This is a genomic window from Williamsia limnetica, assembly GCF_003217475.1.
In the GTDB taxonomy this organism is placed as follows: domain Bacteria; phylum Actinomycetota; class Actinomycetes; order Mycobacteriales; family Mycobacteriaceae; genus Williamsia; species Williamsia limnetica.
Genome location: NZ_QJSP01000015.1, coordinates 23,987 through 40,595 on the forward strand (window position 1 = coordinate 23,987; position 16,609 = coordinate 40,595).

Genomic DNA, 16,609 nt, shown 5'->3' on the forward strand with positions numbered 1-16,609 from the left:
TACTCGAGGCGGGCGTTCTTCTCGTTGTGCACCAACAACAGGACAGGATTTACTCGTCGGACCACGCGGCGTCGGCCTCCCAATAGTCCATGCCGGCTGCGCTGACCCGGTGGCGCCAGTCCGACGTCCTTCGCAGGGTCGGTTCGATCTGTGCAGTTGCCTGGTCGGCAGCGCTCGGACCGTCGGCGCGTACGGTCCAGTGCACCCAGTTCAGCTCGCGTCCTTCGTCATCGTGGGTGAACAGGTCGACATGCTTCCACCCGTACCCGAACGTGTCGTTGTAGCAGACGAGAGTCATTCGAGGGCCGGCGAGCGTACCCGCGACGACGGTGGTGGTCATTGCCGCTCCATTGGTCAGGGTTGAAGTGCACCCGACACTCGACTAGGTGCGAGAGCGGTTGTGGCACAGACGGTCATCGTTCAATTTACCCCCTGGGTCCGCCTTGTCGGCGGGGGCGAGGGTAAGGATTTCACCTACTCGGACGCGAGTCTTTCCCGATTTTCGCCGCGCCTGCTCGTCCGTACCGTGACCTGTATCGCGTCGTCTACCAATGGAGCACCACTCATGACCGTCGAGTTCACCGCAGCCGAGAAGGTGTACGACCTCGCACCCGCCGAGCTCGTCCGTCACGATCGGGTCGCCGGCCGGATGTACACCGACCCTGAGATCTTCGAGCTCGAGATGTCGAAGATCTTCGAACGTGCCTGGATCTGGGTGGCGCACGAGAGTGAACTCCCCAGGGCAGGCAGCTTCAAGTCCACCCACGTGGGCCGCCAACCCGTGATAGTCACGAAGGACCGAAAAGGTAATATCAATACCCTGCTCAACCGCTGCAGACACCGCGGCGCCAGCGTGTGTGAGAAGCGTAGTGGTCACGCGAACGGCTTCACCTGCCCGTACCACGCCTGGTCGTATGGGCTCGACGGTACGTTGCGGGGCATCCCATACCCGGACGGCTACGAGGACGTGATGGGCAAGGAGGGCATGGGGCTCAAGAAGCTTCGAACCGAGACGTATGCCGGGATGGTATTCGCCACCCTCGATTCCGACGCTCAGCCCCTGGAGAAATATCTGGGCGATGCCACACTGTGGATGGATCGCTTTTTCAAACAGGGTGGCGGGTATCCCGTCAAAGTTCTCGGCACACACCGTTTCAAGTTCCGCGGCAACTGGAAGATCCAGTTGGAGAACACCACCGACGGATACCACTTCCCGATCGTCCACCGCTCCTGGATGGCGTCGGTCGACTCCGAGACCTCGGACATGATGAGTTTCATGACCGACCCGGCGGCCATCACCCACGACCTCGGCAACGGCCACTCGGTGATGCAGATGGTGCCTGAACACTCCGACCTCGACGTCGACGACGGCAGCGAGCCGTTGCAGGGCCGGTTCGATGATCTGGTGTCCGAACTGCGGGGAACAGGTCTCGACGACGCCGCCGTCCGAAAGCTCGTGCGGGCGATGCACGGGACCGGATTCAATCTGAATCTGTTCCCCAACGTGTCGATGTCGATCTCTTTCTTCCGCATCTTGCGTCCGATATCCGTCGACGAGACCTGGATCGAGCACGTCGCGCTGGGATCAGATGGCCCGCCCGAGATCGTGGATCCGGTCAACCGCGAACGGCTCCGGGTGCACGAACATTTTCAAGGTCCGTTCGGTTTCGGTACCCCGGACGACGCCGAAGGCTGGGACAGGGTGCAGCGCGGAGCGATCGGTGGACCAGAACTGCCCATCATGGTCAATCGCGGGCTCGGGCGCGAGTCGGCGTCCGAAGAAGGATGGCCCACCTCGCACGTCACCGATGAGACCGGTATGCGGGCCGCATACGGCAAGTGGAAGGAAATGATGAGCGATGACTGACACGACCGCGACCCTCAAGCCGAAACCAGGGGCATGGGCTGCTGCCACGCAGTCGCGCGCGCTACCGTCGGCAGGCGTTCCCTCGACAGATCCCCGTGTCGTCCGCGCGATCGACCTGGTGGCACGCGAAGCGGAATTGCTTGATGCAAAGGACTACTGGAGCTGGCAGCAGCTCTACTCGGACGAGGCGATGTACATCATCCCGATCGAACCGGATGAAGACGACTTCGCGAACACGCTCAACATGGTCTACGACGATGCCCGGATGCGGCAGTTGCGCGTGACCCGGATGACCGAAGGCTATGCGATTGCGGCTGTCGACTCGGCAACCACCGTACGCACGGTGGCGCGGTTCGTCCCGGCAGAGGTGGAAGGTGGTCAGAGCGCTGCCCGAGTATGTCTGCGGGCTGCGCAGATCTTGATCGCCTACAAGCGTGGGAATCACGACATCTGGGCCGCGAACGTCGACTACGAGATCGCGGTGGGGGCGGTCCCGGCCGATGACCGGATCACGCGCAAAGTGGTGCGACTGATCGATGGCCGCGACGAAGTGCCCGCGGCAGGATTCTTGCTGTGAGCCTTCGAGTGCAGGTCGCCGAGGTGGTGGCCGAGACACCCGAGATACGAACCCTGCGCCTGGTTCGGGAAGACGGTTCGCCGTTTTCCCGGTACCAGGCGGGGGCTCATATCGACGTCGTCGGTCCCACGGGGGTCCTACGGCAATATTCACTGTGCAGTCCGCCGGCCGACTCGGCATCGCTCCTCATCGCCGTCAAACGTGAGACGGATTCGCGTGGCGGTTCGGTCGCTCTTCACGAGGTCACTGCTGGTGACCACGTCAAGATCAGCGAGCCCCGCAATCTGCTGTCCGTGGCCAAGGGAGCCGATCGGCACCTCCTGGTCGCCGGCGGCATCGGGGTGACCCCACTGCTGAGCATGGCCTACGAAATCTATTCGTGGGGCGAGGAGTTCGAGCTCCACTACTTTGCCCGCTCTCGTGACGAAGCGGCGTTCGTCGACCTTCTCGAGAACCGGGTGGAGTTCGCTGAGCGGGTGCACCTACATTTCGGCCTGCCGCGAGCCGAGCATCCGGCGTTGCTAGCCGAGTTGGCCGAGACCGCGACAGCCGCGTCGCATGTGTACACCTGCGGCCCTCAGGGGTTCATGGACCAGGTGGCTGCTGCGTTCTCGCCCAGGGTCGGCAGCGACCACGTGCACAGCGAGCATTTCGTGGCAGCGGATATCGACACCAGCGGCGATACATCGTTCACCGTCGAACTCGACACCGGTGAAGAGTTCGAGATTCCGGCGGACCGCTCGATCCTGGAGGTGCTCGAAGACAACGGGATCGAGGTGTTCAAGTCGTGCGAGGAGGGCATCTGTGGGTCGTGTGTCTCCGGCGTACTCGAGGGCACTCCGGATCATCGTGACAACTGCCTCACGGCGGCCGACAAGGCTGCAGGTAACCAAATGGCTCTTTGTGTCTCACGGACGGCGTCAGAGAAATTGGTGATCGAGCTCTACTGAGCTCGGGCCGAGCCCCGTTCGGCGAGTACCACCAGGCACCACACCGTTTCAGCGGTGTGGTGCCTTTTGTTTGTTGTTGTGCCCCTTTGTCTGCGGCTCACCTGGCTGTGGTGGCACGGTCTGTGGCAAGTGACACGCAAGCGGCCCGTCCCCTTCAGGGAACGGGCCGCTCGAGTTGCCGATCGGTGATGACTCAGGAGACCCGTACGGGATCCGCTGTGGTTTCGACAGGCCGGCCCGTCAGCGCCGTGATTCTCATGTCGTCGAACTTCTCGGTCGCCACGCGGGCACGATCGCCGCGCGGTGCGGTGACCAGGGCCACGACGATCGAGACGATCAGCGCGATCGGTGCAACGACAAGAGCTGGGTTCGAGAACCCGAGTAGCGCGTCTGGTCCATGGATGGCCGGGCTTGCGAGAATGATCGCAAGTGATAGCGTCAGGCCGACCACGATGCCGGAGATCACAGCGGCTGCGGTCATGCGTCGCCAGTACATCGTCAGCAACAGGGCCGGGAGATTGGCGCACGCGGCGATCGACATGCCCAACGATGCCAGGAATGCGACGTTCTGCCGCTCTGCGGCCAGTGCGATGAGAACGCCCACAGCACAGGTCAACACCGTGGCGATGCGCGCGGCGCGGTGTTGCCCTACTTCGGAAACCTTGCCGCGCCGGAAGACCTGGGCATAGAGGTCGTGGGCAATGGCACCGGACGTCGCGATCACCAGGCCCGACAGGGCGGCGAGGATGGTGACGAACGCGACTGCTGCGACGAAGGCGAGAAGCAGAGATCCGCCGAGTGATTCGGCGAGCTGCGCCACGGCCAGGTTCCCGCCCTTGTTCTCGGCTGCGATCTCTTCCCGCCCGACGATGTTGGCTGCGCCGTAACCAAGGACCGGGATCATCAGGTAGAAAGCAAAGAAGACCCAGATCGCCGTGTAGGCAGATGATCTCGCCTGCTTGGAGTCAGGGACCGTGAGAAACCGGATCATGACATGGGGGAGTCCGAGCACGCCCAGCACCAGGCCGACGATCTGCGACAACTGGTCGAAGGACGCCATGTCGGACGACCGGGCCGGACCGACAAACGATTCTCCGAACTCGCTGAGCGCAGACGAGAACGGACCCAGTGGGTTGAAGTCGAACCGGAACAGGACGAGCAGGAACATCGCGACGGCACAGGCGATCAGCAGCACTGTCTTGATGATCTGGATCCAACTGGTTGCGAGCATGCCGCCGATCATCGTGTAGGCCGTGGTCAGCGCGCCGATGATCAGCACGGCGACGTAGTACTTGATGTCGAACAACAGCGACACGATGAGTGCTGCGCCGACGAGTTGGGCCACCAGATAGACGACACTGATCACAACCGTGCTCGTCGCCATCGCGGACCGGACGGATGAACCCTGGAATCGGGTCGCGAGGACATCGGCGAGCGTGAACCGGCCGAGGTTGCGCAGAGGTTCGGCAACGATCAGCATGGCGAGCAGGAAGGCGATCGGCACGAAGACTGCCAGATAGAAGCCGTTGAACCCGGGTGAGTGCGATCGCGCCGGTCACGCCGAGAAACGATGCGGCAGATATGAAGTCGCCTGCGATGGCGATACCGTTCTGCCTGCCAGAGAGTCGGCCGCCCGCTACATAATGATCGGCGGCGGTGTTGTTTCTCTTGGCGGCCCACCAGGTGATGAACAGGGTGACGAGTACGAGAGAGCCGAAGAGGATTGCCGAGGACAGCGTCATGAGGCGCTCGCTCCGTTCATGGTGAGGGTGGCCATCCGTTCGTCGAACCGGCCTGCCCACTGCGAATACCAGCGAGCAACGACGATTGCGACGACGAACTGCGCGAAGGCGTAGAGCCACGCGACGGTGACCCCCTGGAAGACGACTCCATCCAACACGGAGGTGAACCCTCCGAGGATGGGCAGCGGTAAGAAGAATGCGAGTACTGCGGCACTCAGAGTCAGGGTGAGTCGCGTTCGTTCCCTGCTCAGTGCGTAGTACGCCGCACGGTCTGTGGTTTCCATCGATACTCCAAAGTGGGTACGCACTGCGTACATGGCTGTCGGGCTGCGTACAAGCGTGTCTGCAGTCACACACAGCCGCAATCGGGAATTCCCTTACCGCGGCGAAATGCCGCGGCTGTCAATGTGGTGTAGAGGCGCACTGCTTCTCGGTGTGGCGTTGGTACGGTGAGTCGTCCAGACGTCGAACGGAGAATCGGTGCCCAAACTCGTCGACCACGCAGAACGGCGCAGGGCGATCATCCGCGCAGCGTGGAGATTGATCGCGGCTCGCGGTATCGACGGCATCAACATGCGAGATCTCGCGGCGGAAGCCGGCTACACCAATGGCGCACTCAGCCACTATTTTTCCGGAAAAGACGAAATCTTGCGGACGGCGTTCGAGCACGTTCTGGAAGAGACGAATCAGCGCATCGAACAGTCCGCGAGTGGTTTGCGCGGTCTCAGTGCACTGCGCAAGGTTGCCTACGAGATCATGCCGCTGACCGAGGAAGCCCGGCTGGAAGCGCGGATCGCGATCTCCTTGTGGCAACGAGCGTTGACCGATCGGGCGATGGAAGGGGTCAACAACGCAGCAGTGGCGCAGTGGCGGCGGCGCCTGGGTCAGCATTTGTCCGAAGCCATCGAGGACGGGCAGTTGGCCGAACACGACGTTGCCGTCCGTGCAGATCTGCTGATGACCGCACTCATCGGTCTTCAGGTGACCGCTGTGCTGGACCGGGCAGCGACATCGAGGAAGTCCCAGATTGCGCTGCTGGATACCGTGCTCGCTCAGAACAAGATCCCGGGATCGGGAGAAAACACCACGCGAGGAGTTCACACATGACGGTACGGTCAGCTTTCAGCTTGCCTCTGGTCAGCTCGGTCGAGGGCAACCTCGAACTCGCCCGGCACGGTGAACGGCTCGGCTATGACGACGTGTGGCTGGCGGATACGGCGACCATCGACGTGTTCGTGCTGTCGGCACTCGTCGCATCGGCGACGTCGACAGTGCGAATAGGAACCGCTGTCGTTCCTGTCTTCACCCGCCCGCCGGCGTTACTGGCCGCTGCGGCGGCATCGGTGAGTCAGGTCGCGGGCCCTGATCGGTTCATCCTCGGGCTGGGGGCGTCGTCGCCCGCCATCGTGGAGGACTGGTGCGGAGTACCTTTCGAGCGTCCGGTGACCCGTGTGCGTGAAACCGTCGAAGCGCTCAGGATGATGTTCGCCGAACCGAAGGTCACCTACTCTGGGACGACAACCCGTGTGAAGAACTTTCGGCTCGGAGTCGCCCCTGCCGGTGAGGTACCGCTGTGGATCGGTGCGCAGCGTCCGATCATGGCCGGTGTGGCGGGAGAGTTCGCGGATGGTGTCGCATGCAACTTCATTCCCGCATCCGCGGTTCCGGCCTTCAAACAGACGGTCGCGGTCGGCGCAGACAGGGCCGCGAAGTCGGCTCCTCTTCCGCTGGTCGTACGACTCCAGACCATCGTCACGGACGATCGGGCAGCGGCCTTGGACACTTTACGCGCGGTGATGGGCCCCTACCTCGCGACGCCGACCTACAACTCGTTTCTTGCCTCGTGTGGCTATGAGGCCGAGGCGGCGAACATCAAGGCGGGCTGGGACGATCGCGATCGCGCGGCCGTGGCCGCAGGCGTCACCGATGAGCTCATCTGCGACCTTGCGATCGTGGGCGACGAGGTCGAATGTCGAGAGAAAGTCGCTCAGTTCACCGAATCCGGTGTCGATGTCCCGATGATTCATCCCGTCGCTCGGTCACAAGGCGAGGCAGCTGCGATGCTCGAGGCGCTGAGCCCCCGGTGAGCCCGCCCTGAGTGACCCGGGGTGACTCATTGCCGATCGAACGACGACGACATACCGCCGGGGTTCGGGGCCGGCACTTGCCCGGTTTTCCACGCAGAGACGGTCCCCATCTCGACAGGAGCGTCGACGGACGGACCAGCGAATGCGAAGATTCCGTAGATCCCCGCGGCGGAGTCGGGGGTGATCTCGTACACGACGGACTTCTCGATGGTCTGTCCAGCAGTCAGGTTCACCGTCTCGGGGCCGAAAATTGTTGCCCCGGTGCTGGTTCCCGGCACCGCCACGTTGACCCACACCTGGCCCGAATAGGATGCGTTCGTGGGCGCGGTGAGCATCAGCTTCGCGGTGACGCGGCCTCCGGTCTCGGGAAGTCTCACCGGGCTGTCGGTGGTGAGCGAGACGCGGACGGGCAGTGTCGTGTCGGGCAGTGCGGGACGGGTGGAGTTCGGCGAACCGTCACCGATCTCGGGCCACCCATTCGCCCACACGATCTTGTCGATCATGCCCTCGCGTCGTTGTGCACCGCTCGGCAGCTTCAGATCGGCGCGTGGAACAGCATGGTAGACAATCCAATCCGTTCTCGCGTCGTCGGTCACAACGGTGTTGTGGCCTGGCCCCGCCCAGGCCTGGCTGCCCGCGAGCAGTAGTGCGCCGCCACCCTTGTTCAGGTCATCGCCCTTGCGATCGAGGTATGGGCCGGTCAGCGACGTCGACCGGCCGGCGAGGACGCGATAGGCCGTGTCGGCGCCGTTGCAGCAATGCCCCGCGGACACGAACAGGTAGTAGTAGCCGTCGCGGAAGACGACCTCGGGCCCTTCGAAGCGGTTGTCGGCGACGGTGGCAACGGGGGCGCCGCTCGGGGCTGTGCCCTCGGCATTGAGCGGTATCGCGTGGATGCCCTTGAAGTTGCCGACGAACATCGTCTTGGAGGTGCCGTCGTGCCACAGATAGGGATCGATCGTGCCGTCCACGCCGACATCCTTCGCGCAGAACACGGGACGACCGAGATCGGTCCACGGGCCGGTGGGCGACGCCGAAGTAGCCAGCCCGACACACGGATTCGTCGCATCGTAGAGCGAGTAGTAGAGGGAATAGACCCCTGCTGATGAGCTGATGTGGGGTGCCCACGCCAGATTTCCGGGCCGATGCCACGACGGGGCGGTCGGGAAGACGTCGCCGACGTACCGCCAGTCGACGAGATCGAATGAGGTGAAGACCGTCATGTTGTGAGCGCCTTGGCCGTCACCCCAGTCGTCGGCCGTGGCGTACATGTAGTACTTGCCGTCGTCGGCGCGAATCACGCTGGGATCAGCCGCGACCGGTCTCACGATGGACTCCGCGCCGGCGGTGGGCGCGGGTGCGAAGACCAGAACGATCAGCGCCGCAAGCAGCGGAACCAGGATCGGACGCGCTCGTACCCTGGCCGAAGCCCCATACCCGTGCATGTTGCTCCTCGCCACCGCGCCACCTGTCTGGTCCGAGCAAACATATACACCTCAAGTAGAGGTTGACTGTTCGCCCACGCGCAGAGATCGTGCCGTGACCGAACCGTGGGGCGATCGAGACCGAGGTGGTGGTCGCGAAATCAGGCGATCTGCAGTGACTCGATAATGTCGCGGGTCGCCGCCCGGCCCTCGGGGGTGGGGGTGAGGGGGTAGATGTGCAGACCAGATGGGCAGGTGTGCAGCCGGACCACGGACCCTGCCGCTGCGGCCAGCTCCTGAAAGCGGACGGCGTCAGGATAGAGCAGATCGTGGGTGCCGATATGGAGATCGATCGGGGGGAGATCGCTCAGGTCGCCGTAGATCGGGGAGACCGAGGAATGGGTGAGCATTGTGTTGGGCGCCCAGGCCCTTGCGGCCATGTCGAGCGTGATGCGACTGAGCCACGGATCGCGACGTTCGACTCGCCGAATGCGCGGATTGCTGAGAGACAGATCGAGCCAGGGTGAGATGAGGATCAGGCGATCGGGCTTGGGTAGCCGGAGTTCGGCGGCAGCCTGGGCGAGTATCAGCGCCAGCCCGCCACCGGCCGAGTCGCCGACGAAGTAGAGCGGGCGTCCGGAGTTCTCTGCGACTACTCGTCGGTATACGGCGGTCAGGAACCGGTGCGCGTCGTGATGGTTGTGGCGGGGCGCGAGCCCGTAGATCGGCACCTCCACCTGCATTCCGGCGTCGGCGAGCTGGCTGATGAGTGACCAGTGACCCGGGCCGATTCCACTGACGTATCCGCCGCCGTAGAGGTACAGCACGGTCGAATCGGTGCGGGCGGTGCGGGAGAGGACGCGATAGGTGGGGAATCCGGCGATGAGCCGCTGGGTGACGAGGTGCGATTCGCGCAGGTCTGCGGGCGGGGTCGCCACCACCTTGGCGCGGTTGATATAGGCACGAACGCTCGCCGCGGTGTCTCCGCGGCGGAACGTCTGGAACCTCAGCATCGCCGACAATGCCTTCATCTGAATGCTCATCATCAATGATGGTACGGGCCGATTATGTGGCCAGTCCCGGTAATACCATGAGATTTCGCTGATGATGGGGCATGAATTCCAGCCGAATTGCCGGTCGTCAGTGCGCTACTTTCAGACCGACCACCGCGCCGATGACGACGAGTATCAAGATGATTTTGATCAATGACGCCGCTTCATTGCCGGTGATCATTGCGTACGAGACGGTCAGCGCGGCGCCGATCCCCACCCAGATCGCGTACGACGTCCCGGTGGGAAGTGTGCGCATCGCGTAGGCGAGACCAAGCATCGAGATGATCAACCCGCCGCAGAAGATGATGGTCGGCGTCAGCTTGCTGAAGCCTTCGGAGCGTCCGAGCGCCGTCGCCCAGATGGCCTCGAAGACCCCGGACACAATCAGTACCAGCCATGCCATGACGTACTCCCTTCGTGGGAAGTACCGTCTTGTCGGCGTCCGGGTACGGTTTCGATCGTCCGGCGTGATCATCGTTGATCACAGTCGATGATATCTGCCGCCGGTGGTGAGTCGGGCGATGGTGCGGAATCGCCCACACGTCATGGGCGTAGGCCGTTGACGAGAACTCGGACGTAACTGTCGAGGGATTCGCGGCCGGCCGCGCGGACTGCGAAGGCGGTTCCGCAGATGAGGTGCCGGATGTCGTCGGCGTCGAGTTCGGCCGACACGATGCCCTCTCGGACGCCACGCTCGAGTAGTTGCGACGTGAGCTTGCCCAGCTCTCCGATGACCGCCATCGTGTCTGTGCAGGCGCAGGTCTCGGACGCCAGGACCGCACTGAGTCCGGCGTCGTCGAGTTGCAGTTCGATCTCGGCGACGATCAGGCGGTGCAGTGCACCTGCGGTGTCTGGATTGTTCGTGAGGTCCCGCGCCTCGACGACGAGTTTGTCGAAGGAGTCGACAGCGAGCGCCTCGAGCAGCACCTGCCGGGAAGGGAAGTGTCGGTAGGCGGTGCCGACACCGACGCACGCCTCTTTTGCCAACGCGTTCATCGCGAGGGTGTCGTCGCCGGCTGCCAGGCTGCGACGCGCCACGGTGAGCAACGCGTCGCGGTTCCGGACAGCGTCCGACCTCAGCCCCGCCGGGCTCCGCGCATGCAAGCTGTCGTCCACGCCGCGAGTGTAGCGGAAACTTCATCGACTCGGATGATCTATCCGCTTCTGCTAGTGTTCGAGGTAACCGGATTTGCTATCCGATTCGAACGACCGAGGAGAAGCGATGAGCGACAGTTACTTCCACTGGACGAGGGCCGACATGCCGTCCCAGGTCGGCCGCCGGATCATCGTCACCGGAGCCAGCAGCGGTCTCGGAGCCATCGCGGCTCGCGAGTTGGCCGGCGCCGGCGCCCATGTGATCCTCGCGGTTCGTGACCTCGAAAAGGGCGATCGCGTCGCCAACAGCATTCGGGCGAGCAGTCCCGGAGCCGTGTGCCGTGTCGAGCATCTGGACCTCGCCGAACTCTCGTCGGTGCGATCATTCGCCGACCGCATGCTTGCCGCCGACCAGCCACTCGACGTTCTGCTCCTCAACGCCGGTGTCAGCAACCAGCCCTACTCGTTCACCGACGACGGTATCGAGACGACGTTCGCCACGAATGTCGTCGGCCATTTCGCGTTGACCAACCTGCTGCTCCCGCTGCTCGAAATGGGCGGCGATCCCCGCGTGGTCAGCGTCGGGTCCAATCTGTACCGCCGTTTTCACGCGGACCTGGCATTCGACGACCTCGCCTTTGGTGACGACTATTCGCCGCAGGGCTCCTATGTCCGATCGAAGGTGGCGACGGTGTTGTTCGCCGCCGAACTCGAACGCCGATTGCGGGCCGCGGAATCTCCGGTGCGCAGTCTCATCGCGCATCCGGGGATGAGCACCACCCCGATGCACGCCGGTGTCAACGGGGTGATCCAAAAGTCCGTGATGGGTCTCGCACAGGCCCTGATCGCGCGTGATGCCGAAGAGGGCGTGCTCCCGCTGCTGTTCGCCGCGACCGGCGACCGGGCGCCCGCGATGCGCTTTCTCGGATGGCATACCCGCCGCTCCGACAAGCGGCTCTGGAGCGACGAGTTCGTCGGGCGAGGCGCGGACGAAGATCTCGCCCGGAAGCTCTGGAAGACACTCGAAAGCGTCACCGCCGAGGACTTCGAATTGTTCGAGCGGGATTCTGCCTAGAGGTACGTGACCGGCGACACGGAATCTGTCGCCGCGTTTGCAGGTTGCACCGTGGCATGACCAGTCCAGCGCTCTTCGAGCCCATCACCCTGCGCGACCTGACCATTGCGAACCGGATCTGGCTGGCGCCCATGTGTCAGTACAGCTGCTTCGCCGGCGACGGGATGCCCACCGACTGGCATCTCGTGCATCTCGGCTCGCATGCGACGGGCGGTTTCGGACTCATCCTCACCGAGGCCACTGCGGTGGTTCCTCAGGGCCGGATCAGTCCTCAGGACGCAGGGATCTGGAACGACGAGCAGTCAACTGCCTGGCGGCGCATTGTCGATTTCGTGCACGGTCAGGACTCGGCGATCGGCGTCCAACTGGCGCACGCAGGGCGCAAGGCGTCGACCTATTCACCCTTCGCAGACGAGGACGGGTCTGTGCCGGTGGCCGAGGGCGGGTGGGTGACCAGCGCGCCCTCGCCGATTGCGTTCGAAGGATATGACGTTCCGACAGCGCTGAGTGCTGCCGAGATCGCGGACCTCGTACAGGCATTCGCCAATGCCGCCCGGCGTGCCGATGACGCCGGATTCGACGTCGTCGAGATCCACGCGGCCCACGGATACCTGCTTCACGAGTTTCTCTCGCCGCTGTCCAATCAGCGCGACGACCAGTACGGCGGCGACTTCACGGGCCGAACCCGTTTCCTGGTGGAGGTCGTGGACGCCGTCCGCGCGGTGTGGCCGCAGGGCAAGCCCCTGTTCGTCCGCATTTCGGCAACCGACTGGACCGACGGCGGGTGGACTGCGCAGGAGAGCGCGGATCTCGCGTCGGCGCTGGCACCACACGGCGTCGACCTCATCGATGCCTCCACCGGCGGCAACGTACTCGCCGACATTCCGGTGGGCCCCGGATATCAGGTGGAGTTCGCTCAGAGCGTCCGCGAGCAGTCAGGTGTCCCGACCGCAGCGGTGGGTCTGATCACCGAACCCGGGCAGGCCGAGAAAATACTCTCCTCCGAGGCCGCCGACGCGATCCTCCTCGCCCGTGCCGCGTTGCGTGAGCCTGCGTGGCCACTGCGCGCCGCGCATGAACTCGGGGTCAGCAGAAACGATGCCCCGTACCCTCCGCAGTACGTCCGGGGGGCCTGGCGCGATAGGTGAGCGGCGCTATTCGGGCAGCTCGACGTAGATGCGGGTCCACGGTTGATCGTCGATCAGTTCCCACCGGTGCCCACCGCCGATCGTGTCGTGAGCAAGCAGCACATCGCCGGGGGTCACGACGAACTGATCGCCTCCCCGGGTGGTGAAGCGCAAGGTGCCGGTGAGCGTGATCACGTACTGGCGGTGTGGGGCGGTGTGCCATTCGTACGTTCCACCCGCCGGGGTGATCGTGGCGTGGACGCGGAGGGCGTCCTGGATGGGTATGTCGAAATCGCGTTCGGCGAAGTGACTTTCGCCGTCTTCGCCGGTCCATAGTTCGATCAGTCGACTCACGTGTTTGCCCTGCTCCCTCGGTTGCCGGTGCGCAGGCCCACGATAACCGCGCCGCGGTCGGCGGTTGCAAAATCGACAGATGTGGCGACAATCGAGGTGACGGCCGGGTCGGCGCGACGAGGGATCGAATAGATGCTGGGTAGACGACATGTAGGGCACATCGGGCGCAGCGCACCGGCGGCCGCACTGAGCAGACCCGTCGATCGCTACGAGGTCCGACTACGCAGGTGGTTGGCGCTCACTGTCTGCGCGGCCACTCTGCTCCCGATCGTGGTCGGGTTGCTGGTGTGGAATGCGGCAGATCCAGCCGTTTCACCCACGGTGATCTCCTCGGCCCGAGCGGTGGTCGATACACCGGCGCAGCCGGTCACCGCGCAGACGATAGGCGCTCCGTTGGTGACCGTGCAGGCGCACTGGGACTGGAACGGTGTCCGCCACGACGGCGTGGTCGCAGTCCCGTCGGGCACAGCGGCCGGCACGAACGTGGCCATCAACGTCGACCAGAACGGCGACTGGGTCGGGGTCGCGTCACCCGCCGAGAAGCGGATGTACGCCACGACAGCGGCAACAGTGCTCGCGATCTTCGTGTCGATACTCATCGTCGCCGTCGGCCGCGAGCGCGCACGACATCTACTGGACCGTCGCCACGAGCAATACTGGACCGAGAGTCTGCGGCGCTTTTTCGCGACCCAACCCGACTGAGCCGGCCCACTTCTTCGCACCCACTGATTCAGCAGCACCGTCCCTGAGGGTTCGCATCCTGATTGCGGTATCGCATGCGCCAGTAGTCGCTCTCGCTCACCGGCGCGACGCCTGGGTGGTGTGCCGACTGGTGCGCGAGGTACCGCCGATAGTGATTGTCGCCCATCACCGAACGGACGTACCAGCGAAGCGCGCCGGCTCCCCGCCGCAGACTGTCGATCAGTGCGACGTCCTTGCCGGTCTGCCGATCTTCTCCCATTCTTGCTCCACCTCCTTCTCGGTGGATGTTGCGATCAGTCCGCTCGGCGCGAAGATCTTCGACTCGACGGGTTCGTCCTCCGTGGTCGGCAGACCACCGTTGCGGATGGCCTTCACACAGACGAACGCGGCTGCTGCAGCAACGATGAGCACGAGCACCGCGAAGATGATCGACAACGTCCCCTGGATGAAGGTGTTGCGGATCACCGCATCGATCGCGTCGGGGGTCGCGGCCGTCTTGAACTTCTCCAAACCCTGGTCTTTGGCGTTCTTGAAGTCACTGTGCTGCTGCCAGTAACCGATGGCCGGGTTGTTCGAGAAGATCTTCTGGTAGGACGCGGTCATCGTCACGATGAGATCCCACGCGAGCGGGATACCGGGTATCCACGCCCATTTGAAGAGTCCACGTTTGAGCACGACCACCAAGATCAGCGTCAGCGCGATCGCCGCGAGCAACTGGTTGGCGATGCCGAACAACGGGAATAGGGTGTTGATGCCGCCGAGCGGGTCGGTGACGCCCATCAGCAAAATCGAACCCCAGAGACCGACGACGATCAGCGTGCACAGCCAGGCGCCCGGCTTCCACGACGGATCCTTGAAACGCTTGCCACCCTTCACATTGCTCAGACCGTCCGAGAGCATGAACCGCGCGACGCGAGTTCCTGCATCGACCGTCGTGAGGATGAAGAGGGCCTCGAACATGATCGCGAAGTGGTACCAGAACGACCGCAGCGACTCGCCACCGAACGCGCTCTGCATGGTGTCGGCCATACCCATGGCCAGCGTCGGGGCGCCACCGGTCTTGGAGATTATGGATTCCTCGCCGACGGCCTTCGCGGCGGCGTCGAGCTCGGCCGCGGTGGTGGGGGCGCCGGAGAGGTTGAGGGTGTTGTTGACGTAGTCGGCTGCGCCCTCCGGGGTTCCGCCCGTGACCCCCTTGGGTGCGTTCATCGAGAAGTACAGGTGCTGATTGAGGATGCACGCCGTGATGAGCGCCATGATCGCAACAAAAGACTCGGTGAGCATGCCGCCGTAGCCGATGATCCGGGCCTGGCTCTCCTTCTCCATCAGCTTCGGAGTGGTGCCGGATGCAATGAGCGCGTGGAAACCTGACAACGCGCCGCATGCGATCGTGATGAACAGGAACGGGAACAGCGAACCGGCGAAGGCCGGGCCCTGACCGTTGTGGGCGAACTCGCTGACCGCAGGTGCCTGCATGACCGGCCTGGCGATGACGATGCCCAGAGCCAAGAGCACGATGGTGCCGATCTTCATGAAGGTCGACAGGTAATCGCGGGGAGCGAGCAGCAGCCACACCGGCAGCACTGCCGCGGCGAAGCCGTAGATGATGATGGCCCAGCTCAGGAAGACGGGAGAGAGACTGAACCAGTCCGCGCCCCAGCTGGATTCGCCGACGTACCGACCCATGATGATGGCGAGCATCAGCAGCACGAAGCCGATGATCGATACCTCCGACACGCGCCCTGGCCGCAGGAATCGCAGGTAGACGCCCATGAACAGGGCAATGGGGATGGTCATCGCGAGCGAGAAGACACCCCAGGGGCTTTCCGCCAGGGCGTTGACCACGACCAGTCCGAGCACAGCGATGAGGATGATCATGATGACGAACACCGCGATGAGAGCGGCGAAACCGCCTACGTCGCCGAGTTCGTCACGCGCCATCTGCCCGAGGCTGCGTCCGCGACGTCGGGTGGAGATGGTGAGCACCAGGTAGTCCTGCACACATCCGGCGAACACCGCCCCGATGATGATCCAGATGGTTCCCGGCAGATAGCCCATCTGCGCGGCGAGCACCGGACCGACCAGAGGGCCCGCACCGGCGATGGCAGCGAAATGGTGCCCGAAGAGCACACGGCGGTCGGTCGGCATGTAGTCCTGCGCGTTGTCGAGGACCTCGGCCGGGGTGGCGTGGTCGTCGCGCGGTTTGACGACCTTCATCTCGATCAGCCGCGCGTAGAAGCGGTAGCCAATCACGTAGGTACACAGCGCGGCGATCACGAACCAGATCGCATTGACGGTCTCACCGCGGACGAAGGCGATGATCGCCCAGGCGATGGCGCCGATGACAGCGATGACGGCGAACAGGATGCGTTTGCCGACGGTCATCGGGCTGCGATCGATGATCGCGACGGGGGGAAGATCGGGGTCTGTCTTGATGAGATCGATGTTCGGATCTCTGTCGCGTTCCTGGGTCAGCGTCACCGTTGCTCCTGTGCGTTGTGGGCGGTAGGAGGACTTACCGCTTCCGCCGTGATGACAGAAACGTTGGATCCGGCGC

General features: G+C 63.8%; 18 protein-coding genes and 1 riboswitch. Of the genes, 8 read left to right on the forward strand and 10 right to left on the reverse strand.

All coding sequences use genetic code 11. The annotated features are described in order from the left end of the window. Nucleotides 1–49 precede the first annotated feature (49 nt). Nucleotides 50–340, reverse strand: coding sequence for a hypothetical protein (locus DFR67_RS22540; protein WP_110471730.1), 291 nt, complete (start codon nt 338–340; stop codon nt 50–52). Nucleotides 341–565: 225 nt separating this feature from the next. Here DFR67_RS22540 and DFR67_RS22545 point away from each other — a divergent pair, with 225 nt between their 5' ends. The 3 genes from DFR67_RS22545 to DFR67_RS22555 are packed head-to-tail and all read left to right on the forward strand — an operon-like array spanning nt 566 to nt 3,394. Further along, nucleotides 566–1,867, forward strand: a complete 1,302-nt coding sequence (locus tag DFR67_RS22545; RefSeq protein WP_110471731.1) for an aromatic ring-hydroxylating oxygenase subunit alpha — start codon at nt 566–568, stop codon at nt 1,865–1,867. Continuing rightward, nucleotides 1,860–2,444: an aromatic-ring-hydroxylating dioxygenase subunit beta gene (locus DFR67_RS22550; RefSeq protein WP_110471732.1), complete on the forward strand. Its 585-nt coding sequence runs from the start codon at nt 1,860–1,862 to the stop codon at nt 2,442–2,444. The genes DFR67_RS22545 and DFR67_RS22550 overlap by 8 nt, the downstream gene beginning before the upstream one ends. After that, nucleotides 2,441–3,394: a PDR/VanB family oxidoreductase gene (locus tag DFR67_RS22555; protein WP_110471733.1), complete on the forward strand. Its 954-nt coding sequence runs from the start codon at nt 2,441–2,443 to the stop codon at nt 3,392–3,394. The genes DFR67_RS22550 and DFR67_RS22555 overlap by 4 nt, the downstream gene beginning before the upstream one ends. 193 nt (nt 3,395–3,587) lie before the next feature. On the opposite strand, the gene DFR67_RS22560 is transcribed toward DFR67_RS22555, so the two are convergent. Beyond that, nucleotides 3,588–4,898 carry a solute symporter family protein gene (locus DFR67_RS22560; protein WP_245938101.1) on the reverse strand — a complete coding sequence of 437 codons (1,311 nt, stop codon included), beginning with the start codon at nt 4,896–4,898 and terminating at the stop codon, nt 3,588–3,590. A 234-nt stretch (nt 4,899–5,132) separates the two neighbouring features. Further along, nucleotides 5,133–5,420, reverse strand: coding sequence for a DUF485 domain-containing protein (locus DFR67_RS22565; protein ID WP_110471734.1), 288 nt, complete (start codon nt 5,418–5,420; stop codon nt 5,133–5,135). Between the two features lie 196 nt (nt 5,421–5,616). On the opposite strand from DFR67_RS22565, the gene DFR67_RS22570 reads away from it, so the two are divergent. Next, nucleotides 5,617–6,243, forward strand: coding sequence for a TetR/AcrR family transcriptional regulator (locus DFR67_RS22570; RefSeq protein ID WP_110471735.1), 627 nt, complete (start codon nt 5,617–5,619; stop codon nt 6,241–6,243). Next, the gene (locus DFR67_RS22575; protein ID WP_110471736.1) at nt 6,240–7,223 is read left to right on the forward strand and encodes an LLM class flavin-dependent oxidoreductase; all 984 of its coding nucleotides are present in this window, start codon (nt 6,240–6,242) and stop codon (nt 7,221–7,223) included. Before DFR67_RS22570 ends, DFR67_RS22575 begins: the two co-directional genes overlap by 4 nt. A 26-nt stretch (nt 7,224–7,249) precedes the next feature. Here the strand turns inward: DFR67_RS22575 and DFR67_RS22580 are convergent, their stop codons facing one another. The 4 genes from DFR67_RS22580 to DFR67_RS22595 all read right to left on the reverse strand — a co-directional run bounded on the left by DFR67_RS22580 (nt 7,250) and on the right by DFR67_RS22595 (nt 10,815). After that, a complete protein-coding gene (locus tag DFR67_RS22580) occupies nt 7,250–8,668 on the reverse strand; it encodes a family 43 glycosylhydrolase (RefSeq protein WP_110471737.1) in 1,419 nt (472 codons plus the stop codon). Nucleotides 8,669–8,808: 140 nt separating this feature from the next. Continuing rightward, the gene (locus DFR67_RS22585) at nt 8,809–9,690 is read right to left on the reverse strand and encodes an alpha/beta hydrolase fold domain-containing protein (protein WP_211325138.1); all 882 of its coding nucleotides are present in this window, start codon (nt 9,688–9,690) and stop codon (nt 8,809–8,811) included. A gap of 97 nt (nt 9,691–9,787) precedes the next feature. Beyond that, nucleotides 9,788–10,102 carry a DMT family transporter gene (locus DFR67_RS22590; RefSeq protein WP_110471739.1) on the reverse strand — a complete coding sequence of 105 codons (315 nt, stop codon included), beginning with the start codon at nt 10,100–10,102 and terminating at the stop codon, nt 9,788–9,790. Between the two features lie 18 nt (nt 10,103–10,120). Continuing rightward, nucleotides 10,121–10,187: riboswitch (guanidine-III (ykkC-III) riboswitch) on the reverse strand. Between the two features lie 55 nt (nt 10,188–10,242). After that, nucleotides 10,243–10,815 (reverse strand): TetR/AcrR family transcriptional regulator, encoded by a 573-nt coding sequence (locus DFR67_RS22595; RefSeq protein WP_110471740.1) that lies wholly within the window; start codon nt 10,813–10,815, stop codon nt 10,243–10,245. A 106-nt stretch (nt 10,816–10,921) separates the two neighbouring features. Here DFR67_RS22595 and DFR67_RS22600 point away from each other — a divergent pair, with 106 nt between their 5' ends. After that, nucleotides 10,922–11,869, forward strand: a complete 948-nt coding sequence (locus DFR67_RS22600) for an SDR family NAD(P)-dependent oxidoreductase (protein ID WP_110471741.1) — start codon at nt 10,922–10,924, stop codon at nt 11,867–11,869. 56 nt (nt 11,870–11,925) lie between these two features. Beyond that, entirely contained in the window at nt 11,926–13,017 is a 1,092-nt protein-coding gene (locus tag DFR67_RS22605) for an NADH:flavin oxidoreductase/NADH oxidase (protein ID WP_110471742.1), read from the forward strand. A 6-nt stretch (nt 13,018–13,023) separates the two neighbouring features. Here DFR67_RS22605 and DFR67_RS22610 read toward each other — a convergent pair whose 3' ends face one another. After that, nucleotides 13,024–13,350: a cupin domain-containing protein gene (locus DFR67_RS22610; protein ID WP_110471743.1), complete on the reverse strand. Its 327-nt coding sequence runs from the start codon at nt 13,348–13,350 to the stop codon at nt 13,024–13,026. A 132-nt stretch (nt 13,351–13,482) separates the two neighbouring features. Between DFR67_RS22610 and DFR67_RS22615 the strand changes: the two genes are divergently transcribed. Further along, nucleotides 13,483–14,052 (forward strand): hypothetical protein, encoded by a 570-nt coding sequence (locus DFR67_RS22615; protein ID WP_110471744.1) that lies wholly within the window; start codon nt 13,483–13,485, stop codon nt 14,050–14,052. 28 nt (nt 14,053–14,080) lie between these two features. Here DFR67_RS22615 and DFR67_RS31415 read toward each other — a convergent pair whose 3' ends face one another. Together DFR67_RS31415 and DFR67_RS22625 are read right to left on the reverse strand one after the other, a co-directional pair. Beyond that, the gene (locus DFR67_RS31415) at nt 14,081–14,311 is read right to left on the reverse strand and encodes a YbdD/YjiX family protein (protein WP_110471745.1); all 231 of its coding nucleotides are present in this window, start codon (nt 14,309–14,311) and stop codon (nt 14,081–14,083) included. Further along, on the reverse strand, nt 14,272–16,533 hold the full coding sequence (locus DFR67_RS22625) for a carbon starvation CstA family protein (protein WP_110471746.1): 2,262 nt from the start codon (nt 16,531–16,533) through the stop codon (nt 14,272–14,274). Before DFR67_RS22625 ends, DFR67_RS31415 begins: the two co-directional genes overlap by 40 nt. Nucleotides 16,534–16,609: the final 76 nt, after the last annotated feature.